General features: G+C 57.6%; 20 protein-coding genes. 8 read left to right on the forward strand and 12 right to left on the reverse strand.

What is annotated here, in order from left to right; all coding sequences use genetic code 11:
- The first annotated feature begins 60 nt into the window (after positions 1-60).
- Entirely contained in the window at positions 61-1,269 is a 1,209-nt protein-coding gene (locus AC236I_RS13415; RefSeq protein ID WP_264644888.1) for a benzoate/H(+) symporter BenE family transporter, read from the forward strand.
- On the opposite strand, the gene AC236I_RS13420 is transcribed toward AC236I_RS13415, so the two are convergent.
- Entirely contained in the window at positions 1,249-2,115 is an 867-nt protein-coding gene (locus AC236I_RS13420; protein WP_015584429.1) for an AraC family transcriptional regulator, read from the reverse strand. The two genes, AC236I_RS13415 and AC236I_RS13420, sit on opposite strands and share 21 nt — an antisense overlap.
- Positions 2,116-2,298: 183 nt before the next feature.
- Here AC236I_RS13420 and AC236I_RS13425 point away from each other — a divergent pair, with 183 nt between their 5' ends.
- Positions 2,299-3,195: a DMT family transporter gene (locus AC236I_RS13425; RefSeq protein WP_004861483.1), complete on the forward strand. Its 897-nt coding sequence runs from the start codon at positions 2,299-2,301 to the stop codon at positions 3,193-3,195.
- A gap of 255 nt (positions 3,196-3,450) precedes the next feature.
- Here the strand turns inward: AC236I_RS13425 and AC236I_RS13430 are convergent, their stop codons facing one another.
- On the reverse strand, positions 3,451-4,119 hold the full coding sequence (locus AC236I_RS13430; protein ID WP_064357102.1) for a DUF3313 domain-containing protein: 669 nt from the start codon (positions 4,117-4,119) through the stop codon (positions 3,451-3,453).
- 134 nt (positions 4,120-4,253) lie between these two features.
- Positions 4,254-5,846: an ABC transporter substrate-binding protein gene (locus AC236I_RS13435; protein WP_015584430.1), complete on the reverse strand. Its 1,593-nt coding sequence runs from the start codon at positions 5,844-5,846 to the stop codon at positions 4,254-4,256.
- 115 nt (positions 5,847-5,961) lie between these two features.
- On the opposite strand from AC236I_RS13435, the gene pepT reads away from it, so the two are divergent.
- On the forward strand, positions 5,962-7,191 hold the full coding sequence (gene pepT, locus AC236I_RS13440) for a peptidase T (protein ID WP_306124355.1): 1,230 nt from the start codon (positions 5,962-5,964) through the stop codon (positions 7,189-7,191).
- Here pepT and tehB read toward each other — a convergent pair.
- Positions 7,188-7,784: a tellurite resistance methyltransferase TehB gene (gene tehB / locus AC236I_RS13445; protein ID WP_004861472.1), complete on the reverse strand. Its 597-nt coding sequence runs from the start codon at positions 7,782-7,784 to the stop codon at positions 7,188-7,190. The genes pepT and tehB overlap by 4 nt on opposite strands.
- Positions 7,781-8,785, reverse strand: a complete 1,005-nt coding sequence (gene tehA, locus AC236I_RS13450) for a dicarboxylate transporter/tellurite-resistance protein TehA (protein ID WP_032717381.1) — start codon at positions 8,783-8,785, stop codon at positions 7,781-7,783. Before tehA ends, tehB begins: the two co-directional genes overlap by 4 nt.
- Positions 8,786-8,911: 126 nt before the next feature.
- On the opposite strand from tehA, the gene ydcK reads away from it, so the two are divergent.
- Positions 8,912-9,892 carry a YdcK family protein gene (gene ydcK, locus AC236I_RS13455; protein ID WP_004861463.1) on the forward strand — a complete coding sequence of 327 codons (981 nt, stop codon included), beginning with the start codon at positions 8,912-8,914 and terminating at the stop codon, positions 9,890-9,892.
- 49 nt (positions 9,893-9,941) lie between these two features.
- Here the strand turns inward: ydcK and rimL are convergent, their stop codons facing one another.
- The 5 genes from rimL to ycaC all read right to left on the reverse strand — a co-directional run bounded on the left by rimL (position 9,942) and on the right by ycaC (position 15,141).
- On the reverse strand, positions 9,942-10,508 hold the full coding sequence (gene rimL, locus AC236I_RS13460; protein WP_004861460.1) for a 50S ribosomal protein L7/L12-serine acetyltransferase: 567 nt from the start codon (positions 10,506-10,508) through the stop codon (positions 9,942-9,944).
- A 58-nt stretch (positions 10,509-10,566) separates the two neighbouring features.
- Positions 10,567-12,222 carry a glucan biosynthesis protein D gene (locus tag AC236I_RS13465; RefSeq protein ID WP_004861457.1) on the reverse strand — a complete coding sequence of 552 codons (1,656 nt, stop codon included), beginning with the start codon at positions 12,220-12,222 and terminating at the stop codon, positions 10,567-10,569.
- Between the two features lie 190 nt (positions 12,223-12,412).
- Positions 12,413-13,186, reverse strand: a complete 774-nt coding sequence (locus AC236I_RS13470; protein WP_015584434.1) for a transporter substrate-binding domain-containing protein — start codon at positions 13,184-13,186, stop codon at positions 12,413-12,415.
- Between the two features lie 17 nt (positions 13,187-13,203).
- Entirely contained in the window at positions 13,204-14,373 is a 1,170-nt protein-coding gene (locus AC236I_RS13475; protein ID WP_487608518.1) for a methionine aminotransferase, read from the reverse strand.
- A 144-nt stretch (positions 14,374-14,517) separates the two neighbouring features.
- Positions 14,518-15,141 (reverse strand): isochorismate family cysteine hydrolase YcaC, encoded by a 624-nt coding sequence (gene ycaC, locus AC236I_RS13480; RefSeq protein WP_004861448.1) that lies wholly within the window; start codon positions 15,139-15,141, stop codon positions 14,518-14,520.
- 188 nt (positions 15,142-15,329) lie between these two features.
- Between ycaC and AC236I_RS13485 the strand changes: the two genes are divergently transcribed.
- Positions 15,330-16,178 carry a LysR family transcriptional regulator gene (locus AC236I_RS13485; RefSeq protein WP_004861445.1) on the forward strand — a complete coding sequence of 283 codons (849 nt, stop codon included), beginning with the start codon at positions 15,330-15,332 and terminating at the stop codon, positions 16,176-16,178.
- On the opposite strand, the gene AC236I_RS13490 is transcribed toward AC236I_RS13485, so the two are convergent.
- Together AC236I_RS13490 and hglS are read right to left on the reverse strand one after the other, a co-directional pair.
- On the reverse strand, positions 16,165-17,673 hold the full coding sequence (locus tag AC236I_RS13490) for a carboxylesterase/lipase family protein (RefSeq protein ID WP_064357105.1): 1,509 nt from the start codon (positions 17,671-17,673) through the stop codon (positions 16,165-16,167). The genes AC236I_RS13485 and AC236I_RS13490 overlap by 14 nt on opposite strands.
- A 56-nt stretch (positions 17,674-17,729) precedes the next feature.
- Positions 17,730-19,073, reverse strand: a complete 1,344-nt coding sequence (gene hglS, locus AC236I_RS13495) for a 2-oxoadipate dioxygenase/decarboxylase HglS (protein ID WP_004861438.1) — start codon at positions 19,071-19,073, stop codon at positions 17,730-17,732.
- A gap of 242 nt (positions 19,074-19,315) precedes the next feature.
- Here hglS and pcaH point away from each other — a divergent pair, with 242 nt between their 5' ends.
- The 3 genes from pcaH to AC236I_RS13510 all read left to right on the forward strand — a co-directional run bounded on the left by pcaH (position 19,316) and on the right by AC236I_RS13510 (position 21,767).
- Positions 19,316-20,056: a protocatechuate 3,4-dioxygenase subunit beta gene (pcaH, locus tag AC236I_RS13500; RefSeq protein ID WP_004861436.1), complete on the forward strand. Its 741-nt coding sequence runs from the start codon at positions 19,316-19,318 to the stop codon at positions 20,054-20,056.
- Entirely contained in the window at positions 20,053-20,673 is a 621-nt protein-coding gene (gene pcaG, locus AC236I_RS13505; RefSeq protein ID WP_015584437.1) for a protocatechuate 3,4-dioxygenase subunit alpha, read from the forward strand. The genes pcaH and pcaG overlap by 4 nt, the downstream gene beginning before the upstream one ends.
- Positions 20,674-20,843: 170 nt before the next feature.
- Positions 20,844-21,767, forward strand: a complete 924-nt coding sequence (locus tag AC236I_RS13510; RefSeq protein ID WP_004861430.1) for a LysR substrate-binding domain-containing protein — start codon at positions 20,844-20,846, stop codon at positions 21,765-21,767.
- Positions 21,768-21,842: the final 75 nt, after the last annotated feature.

The raw sequence follows: 21,842 nt of genomic DNA on the forward strand, positions 1-21,842 counted from the left end.
GCGACGGCGATGACGACGGCATGAAAAGAGGGAAAAGATCATTGTGCGTTATAACGCACAATGCTACATTTTGTCGGATGTTATAACGCACAAGAGGTCACTATGCGCTCGTTCTCACTCCCGCTGCCGACGCTACTCGCCGGGTTTATCGCCGTCCTGGTGGGCTACGCCAGCTCGGCCGCCATTATCTGGCAGGCCGCCGCCAGCGCAGGGGCCAGCGCGAGTCAGATCGCTGGCTGGATGACGGCCCTCGGCCTCGGGATGGGGGTCAGTACGCTGGCCCTCACGCTATGGCGCAAAGTGCCGATCCTCACCGCCTGGTCAACCCCCGGCGCGGCGCTACTGGTCAGCGGATTACAGGGGGTGACGTTGAACCAGGCGGTCGGCGTGTTTATCTTTGCGAATGGCCTGATGGTGCTATGCGGGCTGACCGGCCTTTTTGCCCGGCTGATGAAAATTATCCCCCACTCGCTCGCCGCCGCCATGCTGGCAGGGATTTTACTGCGCTTCGGTCTGCAGGCCTTCGCCACCCTTGAAGACCATCTTCTGCTGTGTGGCGGCATGCTGGCAGCCTGGCTGCTGTGTAAAGCGCTGTACCCGCGCTTTGCGGTGGTCGCGGCGCTGCTGGTCGGCGGCGTTATCGCCGTGTTCTCCGGCGACGTCACCGGGAGCCACATCAGCCTCGCTTTTGTCGCCCCGGAATATACCGCGCCGCAGTTTACCCCTTCGCTGCTCCTCAGCGTCGGGGTGCCGTTCTTCCTGGTCACCATGGCTTCGCAAAACGCCCCCGGTTTCGCCACGATGCAGGCTTCCGGCTATCGGGTACCCGTGTCGCCGCTGATTGTCGCCACCGCCGGCCTGGCGCTGATCCTGTCGCCTTTTGGCGTCTACTCCATCTGTATTGCCGCCATTACCGCCGCCATCTGCCAAAGTCCGGAGGCCCATCCCGATCCGCAGCGACGCTGGCTGGCCGCCGCCGCCGCGGGCGGTTTTTATCTGCTGGCCGGCCTGTTCGGCGGTTCGATTACCTCGTTGATGTCTGCCCTGCCGACGGCGTGGATTCAGATGCTGGCCGGGCTGGCGCTGCTCGGGACGCTTGGCGGGAGTCTGTTTCAGGCGCTGAATCAGGAGAATGAACGCGATGCGGCGGGGGTGACGTTTCTGGTCACCGCCAGCGGCGTGACTTTGGCGGGGATCGGCTCGGCCTTCTGGGGGCTGGCGCTCGGCGGCGCGAGTTTCGCCCTGCTGTCAGCGCTGCGCCGCACGTAACTGCGACGGCGTCAGACCGGTGGCGCTTTTCACCCGGTTACTGAAATGGCTGGCGGAGCTGAAACCGCAGGCCATCGCGATATCGGTCAACGGCCGGGCGCTGCGGCAGATGAGCTCCTGCGCCTTAACCATCCGCCGCTGCATCACATACTGGTGCGGCGCCATGTTCATTGACTGCCGGAACATCCGCGCGAAGTGATATTCGCTGAGCGCCGCCTCCTGCGCCAGATCGGCCAGCGTCAGCGGCTGATCCAGATTCTCCTCAACCCACGCCAGCAGATTACGCAGGACGTGCGGCGCCAGGCCGCCGGAGACCGTGGGCAACCGCCACTGAACGTTCGAATAGTGCTGAATAAGATGGGTCAGCAGCAGCGTGCTGGCGGAGCTTAAGGTCAGCTGGTTGGCCTGCTGCTGCCAGTCGTAATCGAGAAGAAACTGGCGATAGACGGCGGTAATTTTATCATCCCGGGAAAAGGTCTGTTCCTGCAGACTGAACGACGCCGGGCTGCGGTCCCAGATCTGCTCGCCAACCCGACGCAAATGGTCATCGGTACAGTACAGATGCACGAACGAGAGGTCGCCGCGAATATCCCAGGTGCTCTCGGCTCCTTTTGGCATCAGGCAAAAACGATCCGGGCCGCCGCCGTTTTTCCAGCCCTGCGGCGTTTTCTGATAACTTTCGTAACCATCGGCAACGTACAGGCTCAGCGTATGATGGTCGCTGCGCACCGTAACCGTATCGCGATTGTTATACCACGCCGCCAGTTGAATACCGGAGTTAAGCTCCACCGTCTCCCGCAGGACGGCTTTTTGTCGGCGTAATGTTTCGAACGTCCCGTAAGCCATGGCCTTCACACATCTGATTTCGTAAACCTCTAGTCTATGAAGAGTCGGCAGCGGATACCAGATCTCTCCAGCCATTCGATAAAAATAAGCGCAAGAATTTGCAAGTCCAACCCGCAAGGATGACAGCGGCGGCGCGCAAAAACCGCCACACTGCCTCCCTGGAGTGTTTATGGGAGAAATATTTTGAACGCAATACTGTACGGGCTGGTGGTCGTTATCTGGGGAACGACATGGATTGCCATCTTTTTACAACAGGGGCCGGTCTCCGCGCCGGTCTCCATTTTCTGGCGGTTTGCGGTAGCCAGCGTCACGATGCTGGCGATTCTGCTGGCAACCCGTCGTCTGCGCCCGCTGGCGCTGCGCGATCATCTGTTCTGTGTACTACAGGGCTGCTGCGTCTTCTGTTTCAACTTCTGGTGCTTTTATACCGCCGCCGCACACATCAACACCGGTCTTGAATCGGTTATTTTTTCCATGGCGGTCCTGTTTAACGCCATCAACGGGTTTATTTTCTTCCGCCAGCAGCCGCCCGCGCGTTTCTGGCTAGCCGCCGCGCTCGGCCTTGTGGGGATTATCACGCTGTTCTGGGACGATCTGCTCAGTAACGGGCTCAACGCATCCTTGCTGTGGGGAATTGGTCTCAGCGCGCTGGGAACCTACGGTTTTTCTCTCGGCAACATGCTCAGTATGCGCCACCAGCGCCGTGGGCTGGAAACCCTGACCACCAACAGCTGGGCGATGCTCTACGGCACTCTGGTGATGGGGGCTATCGCTCTGGTGCGCGGCGATGATTTCACCCCCCAGTGGACGCTGAGCTATATGGGGGCGCTGCTGTACCTGGCGCTGTTCGGATCGGTGATTGCGTTCGGCGCTTACTTTACGCTGGTTGGCCGGATTGGCGCCGGCAAAGCCGCCTACAGTACCCTGCTGTTCCCGCTGGTGGCCCTGACGATTTCGACCTTTTACGAAGGCTACGTCTGGCACAGTAACGCGGTTATCGGGCTGGCGCTGATTCTGGTGGGGAACCTGGTGATGTTTGCCCGTCCCGAGCAGTGGTTCCTGCGCCGCAGACTGGCTTAATCTCTGCCTGTCGGCATAAAAAAGGTGCCCTCCCGAAGGGCGCCTGAGATTGATGACAGGCCCGTTTTGAACATCGTGCCCACATTATGCCGGGTGGCGGCTGCTCCTGACCCGGCCGACAAAACCCGTCACTTCTAAGGTTTGCACAACCGCTGTAGGCCGCTGTAGGCCCGTACAAGCGCCGCGCCGTCGGGCAATTTAATGTGTCGGCAATCTGAGACGCCCTCCTGAAGGGCGTCTTTCGTTGTTGCGGGCTTATTTCTGCGTCGGGTCAAATTTTACGGCATCGATCGCCATGTCATCAATCACCTGCTTCAGAGTATCAATGGTCATCGGCGTACTTTCGTTAGCCAGTGATTTCCCCTCGCCTTTGCGCACGACTTTGACCACCGGTTTGTTGGTCGCCGGGTCAATCAGTTCACCTTCGAAGTAGAGGTTGGTATCCATTGTACGATGCCCGGTTGCCATCTCTGTACCTGCCACCACCATGGCGACCGGAACCACTTCATAGAACTGCAGGCCTTCTTTGCTGGAATCCACGCCGGTGATGGCGCCGCGGAAAATCAGACTGCGCGGTCCGGGTTTCGCCACCAGCGGTTTACGCTCGGCAATCGCCTGTTTCATCTGCTGGTTGGTGTAATTAAGAATATCGCGCAGCGCCTTTTCCCCGACCTGAGTAGACGGTTTAGGCACCGGATAATAGGTGATCGGGTTATAGACAATACTGTCGTAGTTTTGCGGATTGTAATCCGCAGAGATCCAGCGCAGTTCTGCTTTACCAGACGCTGACGTCGTTTCTTTTAAGTTTGAATAGTCTTTTAAGAAACCAGAATATTTTTCCGGCGCGGCAATTTTTGAGGCGCAGCCCGTAAGAGCCAACAGACCAGCAAGTGCTGCCACTTTAAAAATGAAATGAGTACGCATGAGTGAATCCCTGTAAATGCAGTTGTCGGCGCGATTTATAGCAAAATACCAGGATAAGTTTTGTGACAAAAAAAGGGAACGTCAAACCTTTGAGAAAATAAATCCGCCACGACGGGCGGATTTACATTTGCTGTTTATTTTATATCGACCTGATAGAAAATATGCTTGCCAAAAGGATCAATTTCATAGTCAGAAACGTCTTTACGCACCGGTTCAAAAATAGTCGAGTGGGCAATCATCACCGCCGGCATTTGGTCATGCATCATCTGCTGCGCCTGTTTATACAGCGCTTCGCGTTTTGGACGATCGGTAATCGATTTTGCCTCGGCAATAATTTTATCAAACGGCTGATAGCACCATTTCGCCGAGTTCGAACCGCCGTTGGCCGACTGACAGGTAAATAGCGGCCCGAAGAAGTTGTCGGGATCGCCGGTCGCCGTGGTCCAGCCCATCAGCGCCGCCTGATGTTCGCCATCTTTTACCCGCTTCAGATATTCACCCCATTCATAGGTGGTGATTTTAGTCTGCACGCCGATTTTGGCCCAGTCGGCCTGAATCATCTCGGCCATCCGTTTGGCGTTAGGGTTATAAGGACGCTGCACCGGCATCGCCCACAGATCGATCGTTAGCGGACCGCTAATGCCCGCCTCCTGCAGCAGCGCTTTGGCTTTTTGCGGGTCAAAGTCATAATCTTTCAGCTCCGCGTCCGCGCTCCAGACGCCCGGCGGCAGCAGGTTTTTCGCCTGCGTACCGGTACCGTGGAACACCGCTTCAATAATCGCCGGTTTATTAATCGCCATCGCCAGGGCCTGACGTACTTTGACATTGTCCAGCGGGGGTTTTTGCGTATTAAAAGCAAGGAACCCGGTGTTCAATCCGGCCTTATTCAGTAATTGAATGTTTTTATTTTCCTTCATCCTCGGTAAATCGGCCGGATTAGGGAATGGCATCACCTGGCATTCATTCTTTTCCAGTTTGGCATAGCGCACCGAAGCATCCGGGGTAATGCTAAAAACCAGACGGTCGATTTTTGCTTTCCCCTGCCAGTAGTCCGGGAAGGCGGTATAAAGAATACGCGAATCTTTCTGATACTGCGCCAGCTTAAAGGGACCGGTGCCAAGCGGATCGGAATCGACGCGCTGCGGGGTACCGGCCTTCAGCATCGCATCCGCATATTCCGCCGATAAAACAGAGGCGAAATACCACGCCAGGTCTGCCACAAACGGCGCTTCGGCGCGGGCCAAAGTAAAGCGCACCGTATACTCATCAGGCTTATCAATAGCGGTAATTAACTGGCCAAACTCCAGGCTTTCAAAGTTAGAGTAGCTGCCGCCGGAGACGTTGTGATAAGGATGCTGCGGATCTTTTTGCCGCATGAAGGAGAAAATCACATCATCGGCATTAAAGTCGCGGGTGGGGGTGAAATATTTATTACTTTGAAACTTCACCCCTTTGCGTAAATGGAAGGTATACACTTTTCCGTCATCGCTCACCTCCCAGCTTTCCGCGAGACTCGGCTGCAATTCGGTGGTGCCCACCTTAAAATCAACCAGCCGGTTATAAACAGGTACCGCGCTGGCGTCCACGCTGGTGCCTGAGGTGTAGAGCTGAGGATTGAAATTCTCCGGCGATCCTTCGGAGCAGTAAACCAGCGTTTTTGCGCTCACGGCGGAACCGAACGTGAGTGCCGTTATTGTCAGAGCAAGCGTGGTGAGTTTGCGTTGCATAACGTTTTCCTTTTTTAATTTGTCAGCTAATGAATAGCTTGTTGTTTTCCTGCCCATACATAACACTAAAGCCAGATTGCAAACACCTGAAAAAATAAATAAAGAAGGAATCACTATGTCATCTCCACTCGCCAGTCAATTGACCCAGCGTTTCTTCCGCTACCTTGCCATCAGCAGCCAAAGCGATCCGCGCGCCACCACGCTGCCAACCACGCCGGGACAACATGAGATGGCCCGCGAACTTGCCGACGAGTTAAGCCGCCTTGGGCTGGACGATATCGTGATTGATGACCATGCCACCGTCACCGCGGTAAAAAGAGGGAATGTCCCGGGCGCGCCGCGGATTGGCTTTATCACCCATATCGACACCGTGGACGTCGGCCTGTCCCCGGACATTCATCCACAAATTTTGCGTTTTACCGGCGATGATCTGTGCCTGAATAGTGAAAAGCAGATCTGGCTGCGGGTTGCCGAGCACCCGGAGATTCTCGCCTACCCGGACGAAGAGATTATTTTCAGCGATGGCACCAGCGTGCTCGGCGCCGACAACAAATCGGCGGTCACGGTGGTGATGACGGTGCTGGAAAACCTGATGCCGGAACATCGCCACGGCGATATCGTGGTGGCCTTTGTCCCCGATGAAGAGGTGGGCCTGCGGGGGGCAAAAGCGCTGGACCTCAGCCGTTTTGCCGTCGATTTTGCCTGGACTATCGACTGCTGCGAGCTGGGCGAGATCGTGTATGAGAACTTTAACGCCGCGGCGGCGGAGATTCGTTTCACCGGCGTGACCGCCCATCCGATGTCCGCCAAAGGCGTGCTGGTCAACCCGCTGTTGATGGCCGCCGATTACATCAGCCATTTCGATCGGCTGCAGACCCCGGAACACACCGCCGGACGCGAAGGTTATGTCTGGTTTAATGGCATTCAGGGCGATCAAAACAGCACCCTGCTGCAGGCCAGCATTCGCGATTTCGACAGCGAGAGCTTTTTACGCCGTAAACAGCAGATTGGCGACGTCGCTGAAAAAATTGCCGCACAATACCCGACGGCCAGCGTCGAATTTTCGATCGGCGACACCTACAGCAACATCAGCAATGCCATTGGCGACGATCGCCGGGCTATTGACCTGATGTTCGAAGCCATGGAGAGCATTGGCGTGACGCCGAAGCCTACGCCGATGCGCGGCGGTACCGATGGTGCGGCGCTCTCGGCAAAAGGCCTGTTAACGCCCAACTTCTTCACCGGCGCGCACAACTTCCACTCGAAATTTGAGTTTTTGCCGCTGCGCGCCTTTGAAGCGTCGTACCACACCGCGTTCCAGCTCTGCCTGCTGGCGGCTCGTTAAGCCGGTTTTTGCGCCAGCATGGTGGCAAAACGCAGTTTGATACGATTGCCGTTGGCATCGGTGCGGTGCAGCTCGCCCACCTCTTCGTTGTACCTGAGGAACGACCAGCCGGCGTAGTAGCGTCGCAGTTCCTCAGGTTTAAAGGCAAACGGGAAGCCAACGGTGCAGGGATAATCGTCGGTGTCCATTGCCGCAACGATCAGGTTGTAGCCGCCCGGTCTGGTGCAACGCTGCATGTTGGCGATAAGCCCCGGAATAGTTTTCGCTTCAAGGAACATCAGTACTACGGTGGAGAGAATAAAGTCATATTCACCGTCGAAGCTTAAGCTATTCAGATCCTTGACCGCCGCCTGGAGATTGGTCAGTTCTTCCTGCGCACGAATACTCTCCAGGTTATTGATGCTCATCGGGTTTTTGTCCCACGCCGTCACATCAAAGCCGTTTGCCGCCAGATAGAGGCTATTGCGTCCGTTGCCACACCCCAGATCCAGCGCTTTTCCCGGCGGCACCTGGGTCGCGGCATAGACCACTTCCGAGTGGGTACGGGTCAGCCCGTATTTATCAGTAAAGTAGTTTTCGTCACGGATAGTCATGATAAGTCCTTATTGTTTAATAATGTGGCCCGGTCGACGCGAATCAGCAATTTCCCCCGCAGCAACAGCAGAAACGTGCGCAGCAACAACAGTCCAATAATCAGATTGGTAAAGATAAACAACGGGATCGATAAGTAATGGAAGAAGCCGTTCGGCTGGCTGTGTCCGAGATGCAATCCGGTGCTGGCCAATGCGGAAATCCCAAACGAAAAGCTCCAGAAGGACGCATTGAACGGCTGCCGCAGGTACCACGGCATCAGACGTAACATAAACAGCAGCTGTAAAAGGCCGTAGCCAAACAGCAGTTTGGCAAAGGTATCCGCCTCTGCGCCGTTGACGCTGAGCCAGGCGCTGCACGCTACCAGCGCTGGCGCCAGCTGGATACCCAGCGAGGTCCGCATAGCCGCGGGCAGTTCGCCGTGGCTGCGTAATCGTTGCAGAATCACCGGCTCCAGGCTCAGCCATGAGAAGATCCCGGCGCCGAGAAACACCAGCCCGGCGTCGTTAAAGCCGAGCGCCCCGCAGGCCATCGCGCTGATGAAATTGTTCGCCACGGTTGGTAAATAGAGTCCCGGCGTGGTGGCGTCGCTCGGATGTTTTCCGCGCCACAATCCGGCGCTCTGCCAGGCGGAATAGCTCAGCTGGAGTACCACGCCAATGCCGAACAGCAGCAGCGAGAGCGGACGAAACCACGGCACGAAGCCGATAGCCACCAGCATCGTGGTGGCGGGAAACAGGCTGACAAAACTGCTGGCAACCGGATGGCGCATCTCCTGCAGCACGCTCCACGGAAAGCGAATGGCCCGGGAGATAAACGCTATCGTCAGCAGCGCCCAAATCATCGCCGCCAGCGCCACCAGACCATCGCCGATAGCCCGACTCACCGGCCAGAGGGTGCTGGCATAGCGCCACGCGAACCCCATGCCGATCGTGCCCAGCACCATACCAAAATAGCCCGCAGGTAAATTCAGAACCTGCCGTTCAAGCGGGTTTTTATTCATTTTATTTATTTTTTCAATTTATCTTTAAGTTGCATTTTAAAAGAACCTTATAAAACACGCTACGGAGATTTTTGCTATGTTTATGTTAACCAAAAGTAAAATAAAGCCTTGATAAGAGAAGTCCTGATGAACAAATATCGTCTGAGCGACAAGGTTCGCCTGTTTCACTATGAAGAGGACGGGATTAAACATAGCGTAAATCTGCGGCAAATTGTGGCCCTGCGTGATTTCGCCGATGTGCCGGCCGGCAGCGAAGGCGGCTGGCTGGACGATGAGTCGGCGCTGAGTCAGGCGGGCACCTGCTGGATCTACGACCCCAACAGCGCGGTGTTTGCCGGTGCGCGGATCGAAGGCAATGCGCGGCTGACGGGGACCTGCATCGTCAGCCACTTCGCGATCATCCGCGATGATGCATGGATCGACAGCGGTACCATCAGCCATCACGCCCTCATCTGTGACAATGTCACGCTTCAGGATTCCCGCGTTCGCGGCTTCTGCCGCCTCGCCGACCGGGCGCGCATTCTCCCCCACTGCCTGATTATCGCCGCCCAGGGATTGACCGCCGACCGCGACAAATTTTTGCAAATCTACCAGCGGGCGACGGTCAGCGCCTCACGCATCGTTCATCAGGCGCAGATTTACGGTGATGCCTTCGTGGAGCACGCCTTTGTTGAGCATCGGGCGGAGATATTTGACTATGCCCGGCTGGAAGGCAACGAAGAAAACGATGTCTGGGTCTGCGATAACGCCAGAGTCTACGACCATGCGCGGCTGATTGCCGGACGCGCTGAGGATGCGATACCGACGCTACGCTACAGTTCGCAGGTGGCAGAAAATGCCGTGGTTGAGGGCAACTGCGTGCTTAAACATCGGGTGATGGTGGGCGGCCACGCCCGGCTATGCGGCGGCCCGATCCTGCTGGATGACGACGTGCTGGTGCAAGGCCACGCCCACATCAGTGGCGATGTGGTGATCGAACATCGGGTTGAAATTACCGACAACGCGCGGATTGAGGCGCTGAACGGCGACGCGATTCATCTGCGCGGCCGCAAAGTGATCAACGGCGCGCAGCAGATTACCCGCACGCCGCTGCTGGGATCGCTGTAGCGCGGTATTCCGGCCCAGGCATGACGCCGCACGCCGGGATACCTTATTATCAGGACGCGGGGCTATCGATAATCCGCCCGTAGATATTCTGATCGTCATAAGCGCCGTTCAGGTACTCGGCCTGTTTCAGACAGCCTTCGAGGGTAAAGCCATTGCGCAGCGCCACCTGGTTACTCTTGTGGTTAGCCACCCGACATTTAATCACGAAGCGCCGGACTTCGCCGCGGCGAGCGTAGTAGTGCATAAACGCCTGCAGCGCCTGGGAAAGCAGCCCTTGTCCCTGGTGATGTTCATCAATCCAGTAGCCGATATAACCCGTTTTATTCAGCGGTTCAATCTGGTTGAACGACAGCACACCCACCATCTCATCGCGCAAAAACAGTAAAAACATTTTAGCGTAACCGCGCTGGTGCAGCATGACGTTCCCCTGTACGTGGCGACGGGTTTCATCTTCACTGTCAACCGCGGCGGGCCAGCTGAGCGAATGCTGTAGCCAGTGTTTATTCTTCTCCACCAGCTGATGTAAGTCGGTAACGTAGCGCTCATCCACCGCGCGCAGCGTCAGTTGCCCGGACACCGGGATTATTTCAGGAACGGGGATCTTTTCTGCGGACATGACTATCTCTCACTGCGGGAAAACCCGTCCACGGCACGCAGACGGGCAACCGCGACGGTTACTTCATGACCCGGTCATCAACGTAGTTGCGTTTATCCGGAGCCGGCGGGAAATACTGATACAGCCAGGTCTCACTGATGGCCTCGCCCTGGCAGCGCAGGAACATGCGCATTTCCACCGGGTCGGTGGAATCGTTGGTCGGGTACCAGTCAAACTGGATGCGATAGCCATCGAACGGCTCAACGTACAGAATCTCGATCTGCTTCGCTTCACCGTTAGACAGGGTAATCACCGGTTCGATGCCTTTTGGCGCAGCGGCCTTCAGGTCGCCACCGACGAAATCAATGGCAAAGCGGCGCGCCCATTTGTCCGGATAGTGTTCGCCCGGCGCCCAGCCTTCCGGGAAACCGCCCATTCCGGTGCGGGTGGCCATCACGCGAGCCAGCGGAGAACGCACCGGCGGCTGTGCGCTCCAGTACAGGCGATAGCTAAAGTCCAGCTCATCACCGGCCTTGATCGCTTTTTCCGGCTGCCAGAAGCAGACGATGTTATCCAGCGTCTCACCGGTGGTGGGGATCTCCATCAGGCTGACGGCCCCTTTGCCCCACTGGTTACGCGGCTCGACCCACAGACTCGGACGCTTGTTGTACCAGCCCATGATGTCCTGGTAATGGCTGAAATCGCGGTCAAGCTGCAGCAGACCAAAGCCGCGCGGGTTCTTGTCCTGGAAGGCGTTGAACTGCAGTTTTTGCGGGTTGTTCAGCGGGCGACAGACCCACTCGCCGTTACCGAGCCACATGGCGAGGCGGTCGGAGTCGTGAATTTGCGGGTGGATGGTGTCGCACATCCGGCGCTCGTTGTTGCCGCAGCTGAACATACTGGTCATCGGCGCGATACCCAGCTGTTTGATATCTTTGCGGGCGTAGATGTGGTTTTCCACATCCATAATCACCTGCGTCTCCTGGCAGTTGATCACAAATTTATAGGCGCCGGTGACGCTCGGGCTGTCGAGCAGCGCGTAAACGGTAAAGACGGTGGCGCCCGGCTTGACGGTTTCAAACCAGAACGAGGTAAAGTCCGGGAACTCTTCCGGGGTGTCGGTAAAGGTATCCACCGCCAGACCGCGGGCGGAGAGCCCGTACTGGTAGGTGCTGTCCACCGCGCGGAAGTAGCTCGCGCCGAGGAACGCCACGATATCGCGACGCGCCAGCTCCGGCGCTTTAAACGCGCGGAAACCGGCAAAACCGAGGTCGGTTTGCCCTACCAGCTGTTTGGTGTCTACGCCGGCGTTATTGTAGTTAAACAGTTCCGGACGGAAGTGAATCTCCCGCGCCTGCTGAGTTTGCGAATCCAGCGAGAACATGCGCACGCGGCGGCGAAAACCCATGCCGACGTGGAAAAACTGGATGTCCAGCTTGCGGTCGTCGATGTTATTCCACAGCGAATGTCCCGCATCGTACTGAATGCTGTTGTAGGCCTGCGGAGTCAGATTGGCCAGCGTGGGCGGCAGGTCGCGCGGGGCGCCGCCCCACGGCTGACGCGACAGATCGTGGGCCATCGATTGCAAAACGGTAAAGTCAAAACGGCGCGTCATCCCATCAGCAATGCCCGATTCCTCGGCAAGCGCGGCGTTAGAAAAAAGTGAAGCGACTCCTGATGTTCCGCATACGGCGGCAACAGCCATGGAAGATTTGAGAAAACGTCTGCGATTCATGCCTGAGAAAGCGTCCTTCTGTTATGCCAATTGGTCGACAACGCGACAAACAGATGCGTCGTGAATTTCGCCCACTCTAGACAAAAACGATTGATAATCCAATTGTTGGCGACAGAAAAAGCGTGAAAAAATTCTCGCCATCGGAGCAGACTGAATCCCTCCGCAGGTTTGCCCTGCGGAGGCAGACGGGTTATTTGACGCTGACGTCGATACCCGGGAAGTATTTGGCCGCCAGACGGGTGATGGTGCCGTCAGCGCGAACCTTGTCGATTGCCGCATCAAGCTGTTTTTTGCTCGCCTCGTCGCCTTTGCGCAGGCCGTAGCCGATCCCGCTGCCGAGAATAGTATCGTCAGCCACCGGTTTGCCGATAAAGCCAAAGCCTTTGCCCTGCGGCTTGCTGAGGAAACCGGCCTGCCCGGCGGCAGACATCACCAGCGAAGCATCGATACGGCCATTCAGCAGATCTGCCCACGCCATATTTTGATCTTTATAGGAGACCACCGTCACGCCATGCTTCTCCCAGTGCTCTTTGGCAAAGGTTTCCTGAATCGAACCTTGCAGCACGCCGATGGTTTTGCCTTTCAGGCCTTCCGGGGTGGTCTCCATGCCGCTATCGGCTTTACCGACCAGCTGCGAGGGAATGCGATAAATCGGCTGGGTGAAATCAATGCTTTTGCGCCGCTGTTCGGTGATATTCATCGCCGAGTTAATGGCGTCGAACTTCTTCGCCACCAGCCCCGGGATCAGCGCATCAAACGAGGTTTCCACCCAGCTGCATTTCAGCTGGGCCGCCTTGCAGATGGCGTTGCCGAGGTCGATATCAAAACCCTCCAGCTCCCCTGCCGTATTGCGACTTTCAAACGGCGGGTATTCCGCTTCTACGCCGTAGCGCAGTTCGCCGGCGGCAAACGCAGAGAAGGTGCACATCATCCCTAAAGCAAGGGTAAGGGCTGTTATTTTCATCTTCATCGTGGGGCTCCTTAACGCGGCTTAACGTGACACAGTGCCTGCGCACCGGCCCGCAATGTGGCTTCATCTTTAGCAAAAGAGAGGCGAATCAGTTTGTTATCAGTACCATCCGTATAAAACGCCGACAGCGGGATCGTCGCTACGCCGTAGTCGGTTATCAGCCGCTTCACCATTTCGCTGTCGCTTTCGTCGCTGAAATGGCTGTAGTCCGCCAGCATGAAGAAAGAGCCGGCGCTCGGCAACAGGCGGAACGGTGAGTCAGCCAGCAGCTGGCGGAGTAAATCCCGCTTCTGCTGGTAGAATGGTGCCAGCGAAAGCCAGGACTGGGGATCGGTCATATGCTCAGCAAAGGCATATTGCATCGGCGTGTCGGCAGAGAACATCAGGAACTGGTGAACCTTGCAGATCTCGTCCATCAGCGCCGCCGGCGCAACGCAGTAGCCCACGCGCCAGCCGGTCACGTGGTAGGTCTTGCCGAACGATGAGATGATGACGCTGCGCTCAGCCAGCTGGGGATGGGTCGCAATCCCATGGTGGTGTTCACCGTCAAAAACCACGTGCTCATACACCTCGTCCGACAAAATCACGATATCGGTATGGCGCGTCAACGCCGCCAGCTGGTCTAAATCTGCACGGGAAAATACCTGGCCGCTGGGGTTATGCGGCGTATTAACAATAATCATCCGCGTCCGCGGGGTGATGGCGGCGCGAACTTCATCCCAGTTAACGTTAAAATCAGGCACCGTCAGCTTAATGGCCACCGGCGTCGCCCCCTGCAAGCGGACAATCGGCGCATAGCTGTCAAAAGAGGGTTCGAAGTAGATAACTTCATCGCCCGGATGCACCAGCCCACCGATAGCCGAGTAGATCCCCTGGCTGGCGCTGGCGGTAATCAGGACTTCGTGGTCTACGTCATAACGCGTACCGTACAGGGCCGCAACTTTCCCGGCAATTCGCTCCTTCAGCGCGGGCAGGCCGGTCATCGGCGCATACTGGTTATGCCCCTCCGCCATCGCCCGCGTGACCCCGGCAACCAGCCGGGCATCGCAGGCAAAATTCGGCGCGCCCTGAGAAAGGTTGATGGCATTATGCTGAGCGGAAAGTTGGCCGATCACGGTAAAAATTGTCGTGCCGACATCCGGCAGTTTGGAGCGCGTCGTCACCGGGGAACTGAGACTCATAGTTAATCCTTTCTCATTTTATTTGCATAACCATTCAATCTAATGCGCTACCCGGCGACAACCGAATTGTTATCATAGTAGCCATGCATTCTGATCATGCCTTGAGAAAAGAGACGGCCAGCCCAGGCTGGCCGGAGCGGAAAACTACTTGCGGGTTAAGGTGTTAAAGCTGGTCATCAGATTGCGGTAATCGGGAATATGGTTGGAAAACAGCGTTGCCAGTCCCTCAACATCATTGCGCCAGTCGCGATGTAGCTCACACGCGGCGCCAAACCACGACATCAGCTGCACACCGGCCTGTGACATGCGATCCCAGGCAGCATCGCGGGTAATCGGGTTAAAGGTGCCGGATGCATCGGTGATCACGAAGACCTCATATCCCTCTTCAATCGCCGACAGCGCCGGAAACGCCACGCAGACCTCGGTCACCACCCCGGCGATAATCAGCTGCTTTTTCCCCGTGGCCTTCACCGCATTGACGAAATCTTCGTTATCCCAGGCATTGATATTTCCCGGACGCGCAATATAGGGCGCGTCCGGGAACTGCGCTTTTAGTTCCGGCACCAGCGGGCCGTTGGGGCCGTTCTCAAAGCTGGTGGTCAGGATGGTCGGCAGGCCGAAATATTTCGCCATATCCCCAAGCGCCAGCACGTTGTTCTTGAATTTATCCGGGTCGATGTCGCGAACCAGAGATAACAGTCCTGCCTGATGATCCACCAGCAGCACCGCCGCCTCGCTCTTATCCAGACGTACGTAGGGTTTTGCCATGCTTGACTCCTCATTTAAACATCAGGTTATCCCCGCCAGCCTTCCCGCACCGGCAGATGTTTACTCTACAGGCAGATCATAGTTTACTCGTGGCCTGAGGATTAGCCGGCAAAAGTGGAACGCAGTGTCCCATTCGCTGAACAAAGTGGGCATACTGTCCATGATCAAAATGCATAGCTGGAGATGAGATGTCGCGAAGCGCCCTGCCTTTTCATGCCGTGGAAACCTTTCTGGTCACCGCCAGACACCTTAACTTAACCCATGCCGCGCGCGAACTCTGCCTGACTCAGGGCGCCGTCAGCCGCCAGATTGCGGCGCTGGAGGCGTGGTTTGGTTTCCCGCTTTTTGCCCGCCACGCGCGCGGACTGCATCTTTCACCGCAGGGCAGCGCCCTCTACCCGGAGCTCCAGTCGGCATTTGGCCGTCTGATCGCGGTGGCCGAGCAGGCTCGTCAGCAGCAGACCGTGGTGCGTCTGAAGGCGCCGACCTGCGCCATTCGCTGGCTGGTTCCCCGGCTGGTGGCGATTGAGCAACGTCACCCGGAACTGCAAATCGCCCTGACCACCACCACGGAACATGGCGTCAATTTCAGAACCGAACCCTATGACGCCGCCATCGTCTTCGGAACTCACCACAGCGTCGGCGATCTGCTGTTTGAAGAGGCGCTGACGCCGGTCTGTAACGGTGCCCTTGCGCGGGACAACATGCTCAATGACGTCACGTTTTTGCACCCGACCCGGGATAAGACCGACTGGTCGCTATGGCTGGCGGCATTCTCACCCGATGCCCCGCTACTGATGCGCAAAAATCAGCACTTCGACACCATGGATCTGGCGATCACCGCCGCCATGCAGGGGCTGGGCGTTGCCATGGCTGACGCCACCCTGGTGGCTGAAGATGTCCGCGCCGGCCGCCTGGTGCGCCCTTTCACCCTCAGCGTAAAAACCGGCGCCAGCTATCGGCTGGTGGTCCGCAGTTCGCAGAGTAAAGCCGACGGTCTGGCGCGGTTTCGGGAGGAGCTGGTTAATCCAGCGTAACGTGGTGGCGCATGACCCGGCGAAACAGCGCCAGCCGGGCGCGCATAAAGCGGTTTTCCAGCTTAAACCCGACCCGTTTATGGAGCCCGATGCGCAGCAGGCGATCGCGCCCGCGCAGGCTGGCGGGCCAGCGTACTGCTCCCGGCAGTTCGCTACAGCGATGCCCGGCAAGGCGGGCGAAGTTCACCCAGTAATCGGCGACCTGGGCGGCAAACGCACGGTCCTCCTCGCCGGCGTAGGTACGCACCGGCTCGGCCAGGGTGAGCGTGTCAAACACATAAGGCACTTCATCGCCGTGCCACGCCCCGTGCGGGCAGGTTTCATCAGCGGCCCGGGGAACATAGTCAAACCAGTAGCGCCAGCACGGCTGTCCTACCCGCTGCTGGGCCTGCATCACCACATAGCCCAGCGTGGTGAAGGCCATATCGCGGCACACTTCGCGTCCCAGATTCTCATCCCCTTTCACGCCAGGATAGAGGAGTTTGATCAGTCCGAGGCCAAACCGCCGCTCGCGGCGCAGTTTTTGGATCTGCCCGGCGATATCGACGCCGAAGACCGCCATCACGCTGGCCTCGTCGCTGTTAGAGCCAACCATAACCGGCATCGGGTGCTGACGGCCGGCGAAAAAAGCCTCCAGCATCGGCTGCGGTAACACCGCATCGCCGACGATCGGCGCCGGTCCGGTATTCAGCGGTGCGGTCAGCGACCAGAACGCCTCCGCCGGAATCGCCCGCAGCTGTGCGGCGCTGGCCTCCGGCAGCGAGAAGTGTTCCGCCAGCAAACGCCCTTTCTCCAGCGCTTTTTCTCGCGGCAGATCCGGCAGCGTATAGCCGCTCTGGATGATGGCCTTATGGAACAGTCCGCGGGATTTTGGCGATACCATCAGCGAGAGCACGCTGCGCGCCCCGGCCGATTCGCCAAACAGGGTGACGTTGGTGGCGTCGCCGCCAAAGGCGTGAATATTATCCTGCACCCATTGCAGCGCGGCGATTTGGTCAAGGAGGGCGAAATTATAGACCCGTTCGCCGTCTTCCCCTTCCAGCGCCGGATGGGCGAAGAACCCCAGATGCCCCAGCCGATAGTTGACGGTCACCACCACCACGTCGCGGGCCGCCAGCGCTTTGCCATCGTAAGGCGGCAGGCTGCCGGCGCCAATGGTAAACCCGCCGCCGTGCAGCCAGACCATAACCGGCAGCGGCTGAGTACGTCCGGCGGGTGCCCAGACGTTAAGGTAGAGACAATCTTCTGAGAAGCGCCCGGGATCGCCGCCGCCCAGTTCGCGGCAGTACTCAATATCTTGCCAGCTGGCGGCGGAGAAGGTGTCGGCCTGGCGGACGCCCTGCCAGCGCGCGGGCGGTTGCGGCGCGCGCCAGCGGAGCTCGCCGACCGGCGGCGCGGCAAAGGGAATGCCGCGCCAGAGATGAATACCCTGTTCAGTGATGCCGGATAACGTCCCCTGCCGGGTTTTGACCAGTGGGGTAGACGGGTTCTGCATGACCTGCTTCCTTTTACTGACTGTCCTCAATGATTCATGTCAGCAGAGTACCGGTTTCAGAGCAGACCGCAACGACGTTTACTGCGCTCCTCCGCCTGTTGATAGAGAGTAAACTCGTCCAGCACCGGGCAACCCAGCGCCGTTTCAAAGGCGTCACGGCTGGCATTGCCATGGCTGCGGGCCTGAATTTCATTGCCGAGATTTGACTGGAAAATCCCTGCCGCGCTCACCGGTAAAAAATCTTCATAAATAATCGGTTGCGCCACCACCCAGCCGCGTTCGATCAACGGCTGCGGATCGTCGCCGGGGCCAAAGGCATGACGATGGGCTTCCCCGGCGGGGGTCAGACGATAGCGGAACCATGCCAGCCCCTGCTGGCGCAGCAGGAATTCGCTGTCCGGGAACTGGCTGAACACCTCCTGGAGATGACGCTGATGGTTGAGGTTGTCTTTACCCACGCCCGCTTCGTTCAACAAGCGATCGTACAGCGCCCGGCCTTTCGGCGTCAGCGCAATCCCGCGCTGCTCTATCTCGCCAAAACGCGCGCTGTGGGTCCCCTGGTGCTCCCCGGCAAAGACCACCGGTTCTTCGAGGGCCTTAAAACTGGTCTGGCGCAGCAGAATCGGCACCTCGCGGCGCGGCGGCCCTTCAATCAAAGCCTTCGGCACAATCCCGCACTCCGGCATCAGCGCCTGAACCCGGTCGATATCCAGCGTGCGCGGCGTCAGGTGGTTGATATGGCAGCCGGGGAAACAGACCACATCGGCAATCAGCCGGTGCTCATTATGCAGCGCATGATAGGTGTCGGCGTCCACCGTTGCGTGACTGTGCCAACGAAACGTCTCCAGCGCTTCGCGAACAAATTCCCGGGCCTGCGTCGATGAAAAATGCCCCTGTTCTTCGTGTACAGCGATGAGCTCGCGACAGCGGGGAGTAAAAATATCGCGCCGGGCGAGGATCGCCGCCGCACGCTGGCGCAGCTCAACGTTGGCAATCAGTTCCAGACGCAGCAGCGAGGTAAAAATACGAAACGGATTGCGCGCCAGCGCCGCGTCATCAATCGGACGAAACGCGGTGGAGTGCACCGGCACGCCGGCCTGCGACAGGTCGTAATAGCTGACGGGGAACATCCCCATAATGGCAAACATACGCCGCAGCGTCGCCAGTTCTTCCGCCGTGCCAACGCGGATCGCGCCGTGGCGCTCGACATTAAGTCGCGACAGCTCATCGGCATTCGCCAGTTGCTCATGCAGTTTAGGATGATGCTCCAGCACCGCCAGATTAACGTCAGCCACCAGCTCCAGTAACGTCCCGTACTGTGGAACTTCCTGCTGGTACATCGCCGACATTGCCTGCGAAAAGTTTTCCCGAATCTCATCAGCCGTGATGGTGTTCGCCATGATGCCTTACCTCCAGTGAATACTTCCTGGAGTGTAGAAAAGGCCCGTGGCAACGGCGGGAAGAATTTACAAATTGTGATGCGGATAACCTGCCTCTGTCCTCCATGCCATTCTGAGCATAACCGTGGGTTATGCAAAACGACCGTTAATTTCACTTTAAATTAACAAAGCGTTTACACACACTGTTTCTGGCGATATGACAATAAAAAGCCCTCTACCGATAAAAACGGAGCCACTACCCTATGAATGATAAATGGTCACCGCGCGAGGTTGTGCATCGCGACTACAGCAGTCACCCGCCCGCCTATGCCCCGGGCTACAAAACCAGCGTCCTGCGCTCACCGCGCAATGCGCTGATCTCATTACAGAATTCCCTGTCCGAAATTACCGGCCCGGTATTCGGCCACGACGATCTCGGCCCGCTGGATAATGACCTGATCCTTAATTACGCCAAAGAAGGTCTGCCTATTGGCGAGCGTATTATTGTCCACGGCTACGTGCGCGACGGCTTCGGCCGCCCGATGAAAAACACGCTGGTCGAGGTGTGGCAGGCCAACGCCGGCGGCCGCTATCGACATAAAAAGGATCAGTATCTGGCGCCCATCGACCCCAATTTCGGCGGCTGCGGCCGGATACTGACGGATGAAAACGGCTATTACTGCTTCCGCACCATCAAGCCAGGCCCCTATCCGTGGCGCAATCAGGTCAGCGACTGGCGCCCGGCGCATATTCACTTTTCCCTCTCCGGGGATGCGTGGGCGCAGCGCCTGATTACGCAAATGTATTTCGAGGGCGACCCGCTAATTAAACAGTGTCCGATCGTCAAAACCATTAATAACGACGAGGCGGTTCGCACGCTGATTGCCGAACTCGACACCCATGCCGCCGTACCGCTGGATTGCCTCGCCTATCGCTTTGATCTTGTGCTGCGCGGCCATCGCGCCACGCTGTTTGAAAATCGCACCCAGGGGGCCGCCCGATGAAAGACTATTTAGCCGAAACCGCCTCGCAGACCGCCGGCCCCTATGTGCATATCGGCCTCGCACCCGACGCCGCCGGCTTTCATATCTTTGAAAAGAACTTCGGCCCGCAGCTCACTACGCCGGACACCGAAGGTGAACGCATTACGATCGAAGGTCGGGTGATCGATGGTTCCGGAACGCCGGTGCGTGACGTGCTGCTGGAACTCTGGCAGGCCAATGCCGCCGGGCGCTATCACCACCCCGACGATCGTCAGCTACATAAAAAGCTCGATCCGGGCTTTCGCGGCTGGGGTCGCAGCTGTTCGGACTTTACCTCCGGCATCTGGCGCTTTGAGACCATCAAACCGGGAGCCGTCGTCGGTCGCGATGGCCGGATGATGGCGCCGCACGTCAATTTATGGGTGGTGGCGCGAGGCATCAATATTGGTCTCAACACGCGGATGTACTTTTCCGACGAGCAGGAGGCGAACCAGGCCGATCCGGTGCTGAATCTGATTGAGTGGGAGGTGCGTCGCCAGACGTTGATTGCCCAACGCGAAGTGCGCGGCAGTGAAATTGTCTACCGTTTTGATATTCACCTGCAGGGTGAGAACGAAACCGTCTTCTTTGATATCTGAGTAACTTTCCGTCTGATTTTGCCCCGACCGGGTTCGGGGCGTCTGTTTTTTCATCAAAATAAAAAATTTGTAATACAAGAGAGTGAAATGTTAATAATATTTTGCTATCAGGTTATCAAATTTCAATAACTTCGCTTGTCACCCACTGCGCTCTGTTTTTAACATCAACTATGGAAAAAAATGGTCTTTTTAGTCAGCGCATTCGTTTGCGCCATCTACACACTTTCGTGGCCGTCGCTCAACAGGGAACGCTGGGGCGTGCGGCTGAAACACTTAATCTAAGCCAACCTGCCTTATCAAAAACGCTCAATGAGCTGGAGCAGTTGACCGGTACGCGACTGTTTGAACGCGGGCGGCTGGGCGCTCAGCTGACGCTGGTCGGCGAACAGTTTCTCACCCATGCGGTTAAGGTCCTCGACGCGCTGAATACGGCAGGCCAGGCGCTTAACCGTAAAGAGGGGCTGAATAACGATGTGGTGCGTATCGGCGCACTCCCGACCGCCGCCTTAGGCATTTTACCCACCGTCATTGGCCAGTTTCACAAGCAGCAGAAAGATATCACCCTGCAGGTCGCGACCATGAACAACACCATGCTGTTGGCGGGCTTAAAATCGGGAGAAATCGATATTGGGATCGGCCGCATGTCTGACCCGGAGCTGATGAGTGGCCTCAACTACGAGCTGCTGTTCCTCGAATCTCTGAAGCTGGTGGTACGTCCCGGTCATCCGCTATTGCAGGAAACCGTGACCCTCAGTCGGGTGATGGAGTGGCCGGTCGTCGTCTCCCCTAAAGGCACCATTCCGCGGCAGAATGCGGAAACGCTGCTGCAAAGCCAGGGGTGTAAAATTCCCGCCGGCTGTATCGAAACCCTCTCCGCGTCGCTCTCGCGTCAGCTGACCGTGGATTATGACTACATCTGGTTCGTCCCTTCCGGCGCGGTCAAAGACGACCTGCGCCGCGGGCTGCTGACCGCTCTGCCGGTACCCACCCAGGGTGCGGGCGAACCGATCGGCATTTTGACGCGCGTCGATGCCACATTCTCCTCCGGCGCACAAACTTTACTCAGCGCCATTCGCAAATCCATGCCGGCGTAATGAACGCCGGATACGGCATCTGACGCCCTGTCCGGCCCTTCCCAGCCCCTTCTCACCCGCCCGCCGGCAGGCTTT

The organism is Klebsiella sp. Sb-30, assembly GCF_057652795.1.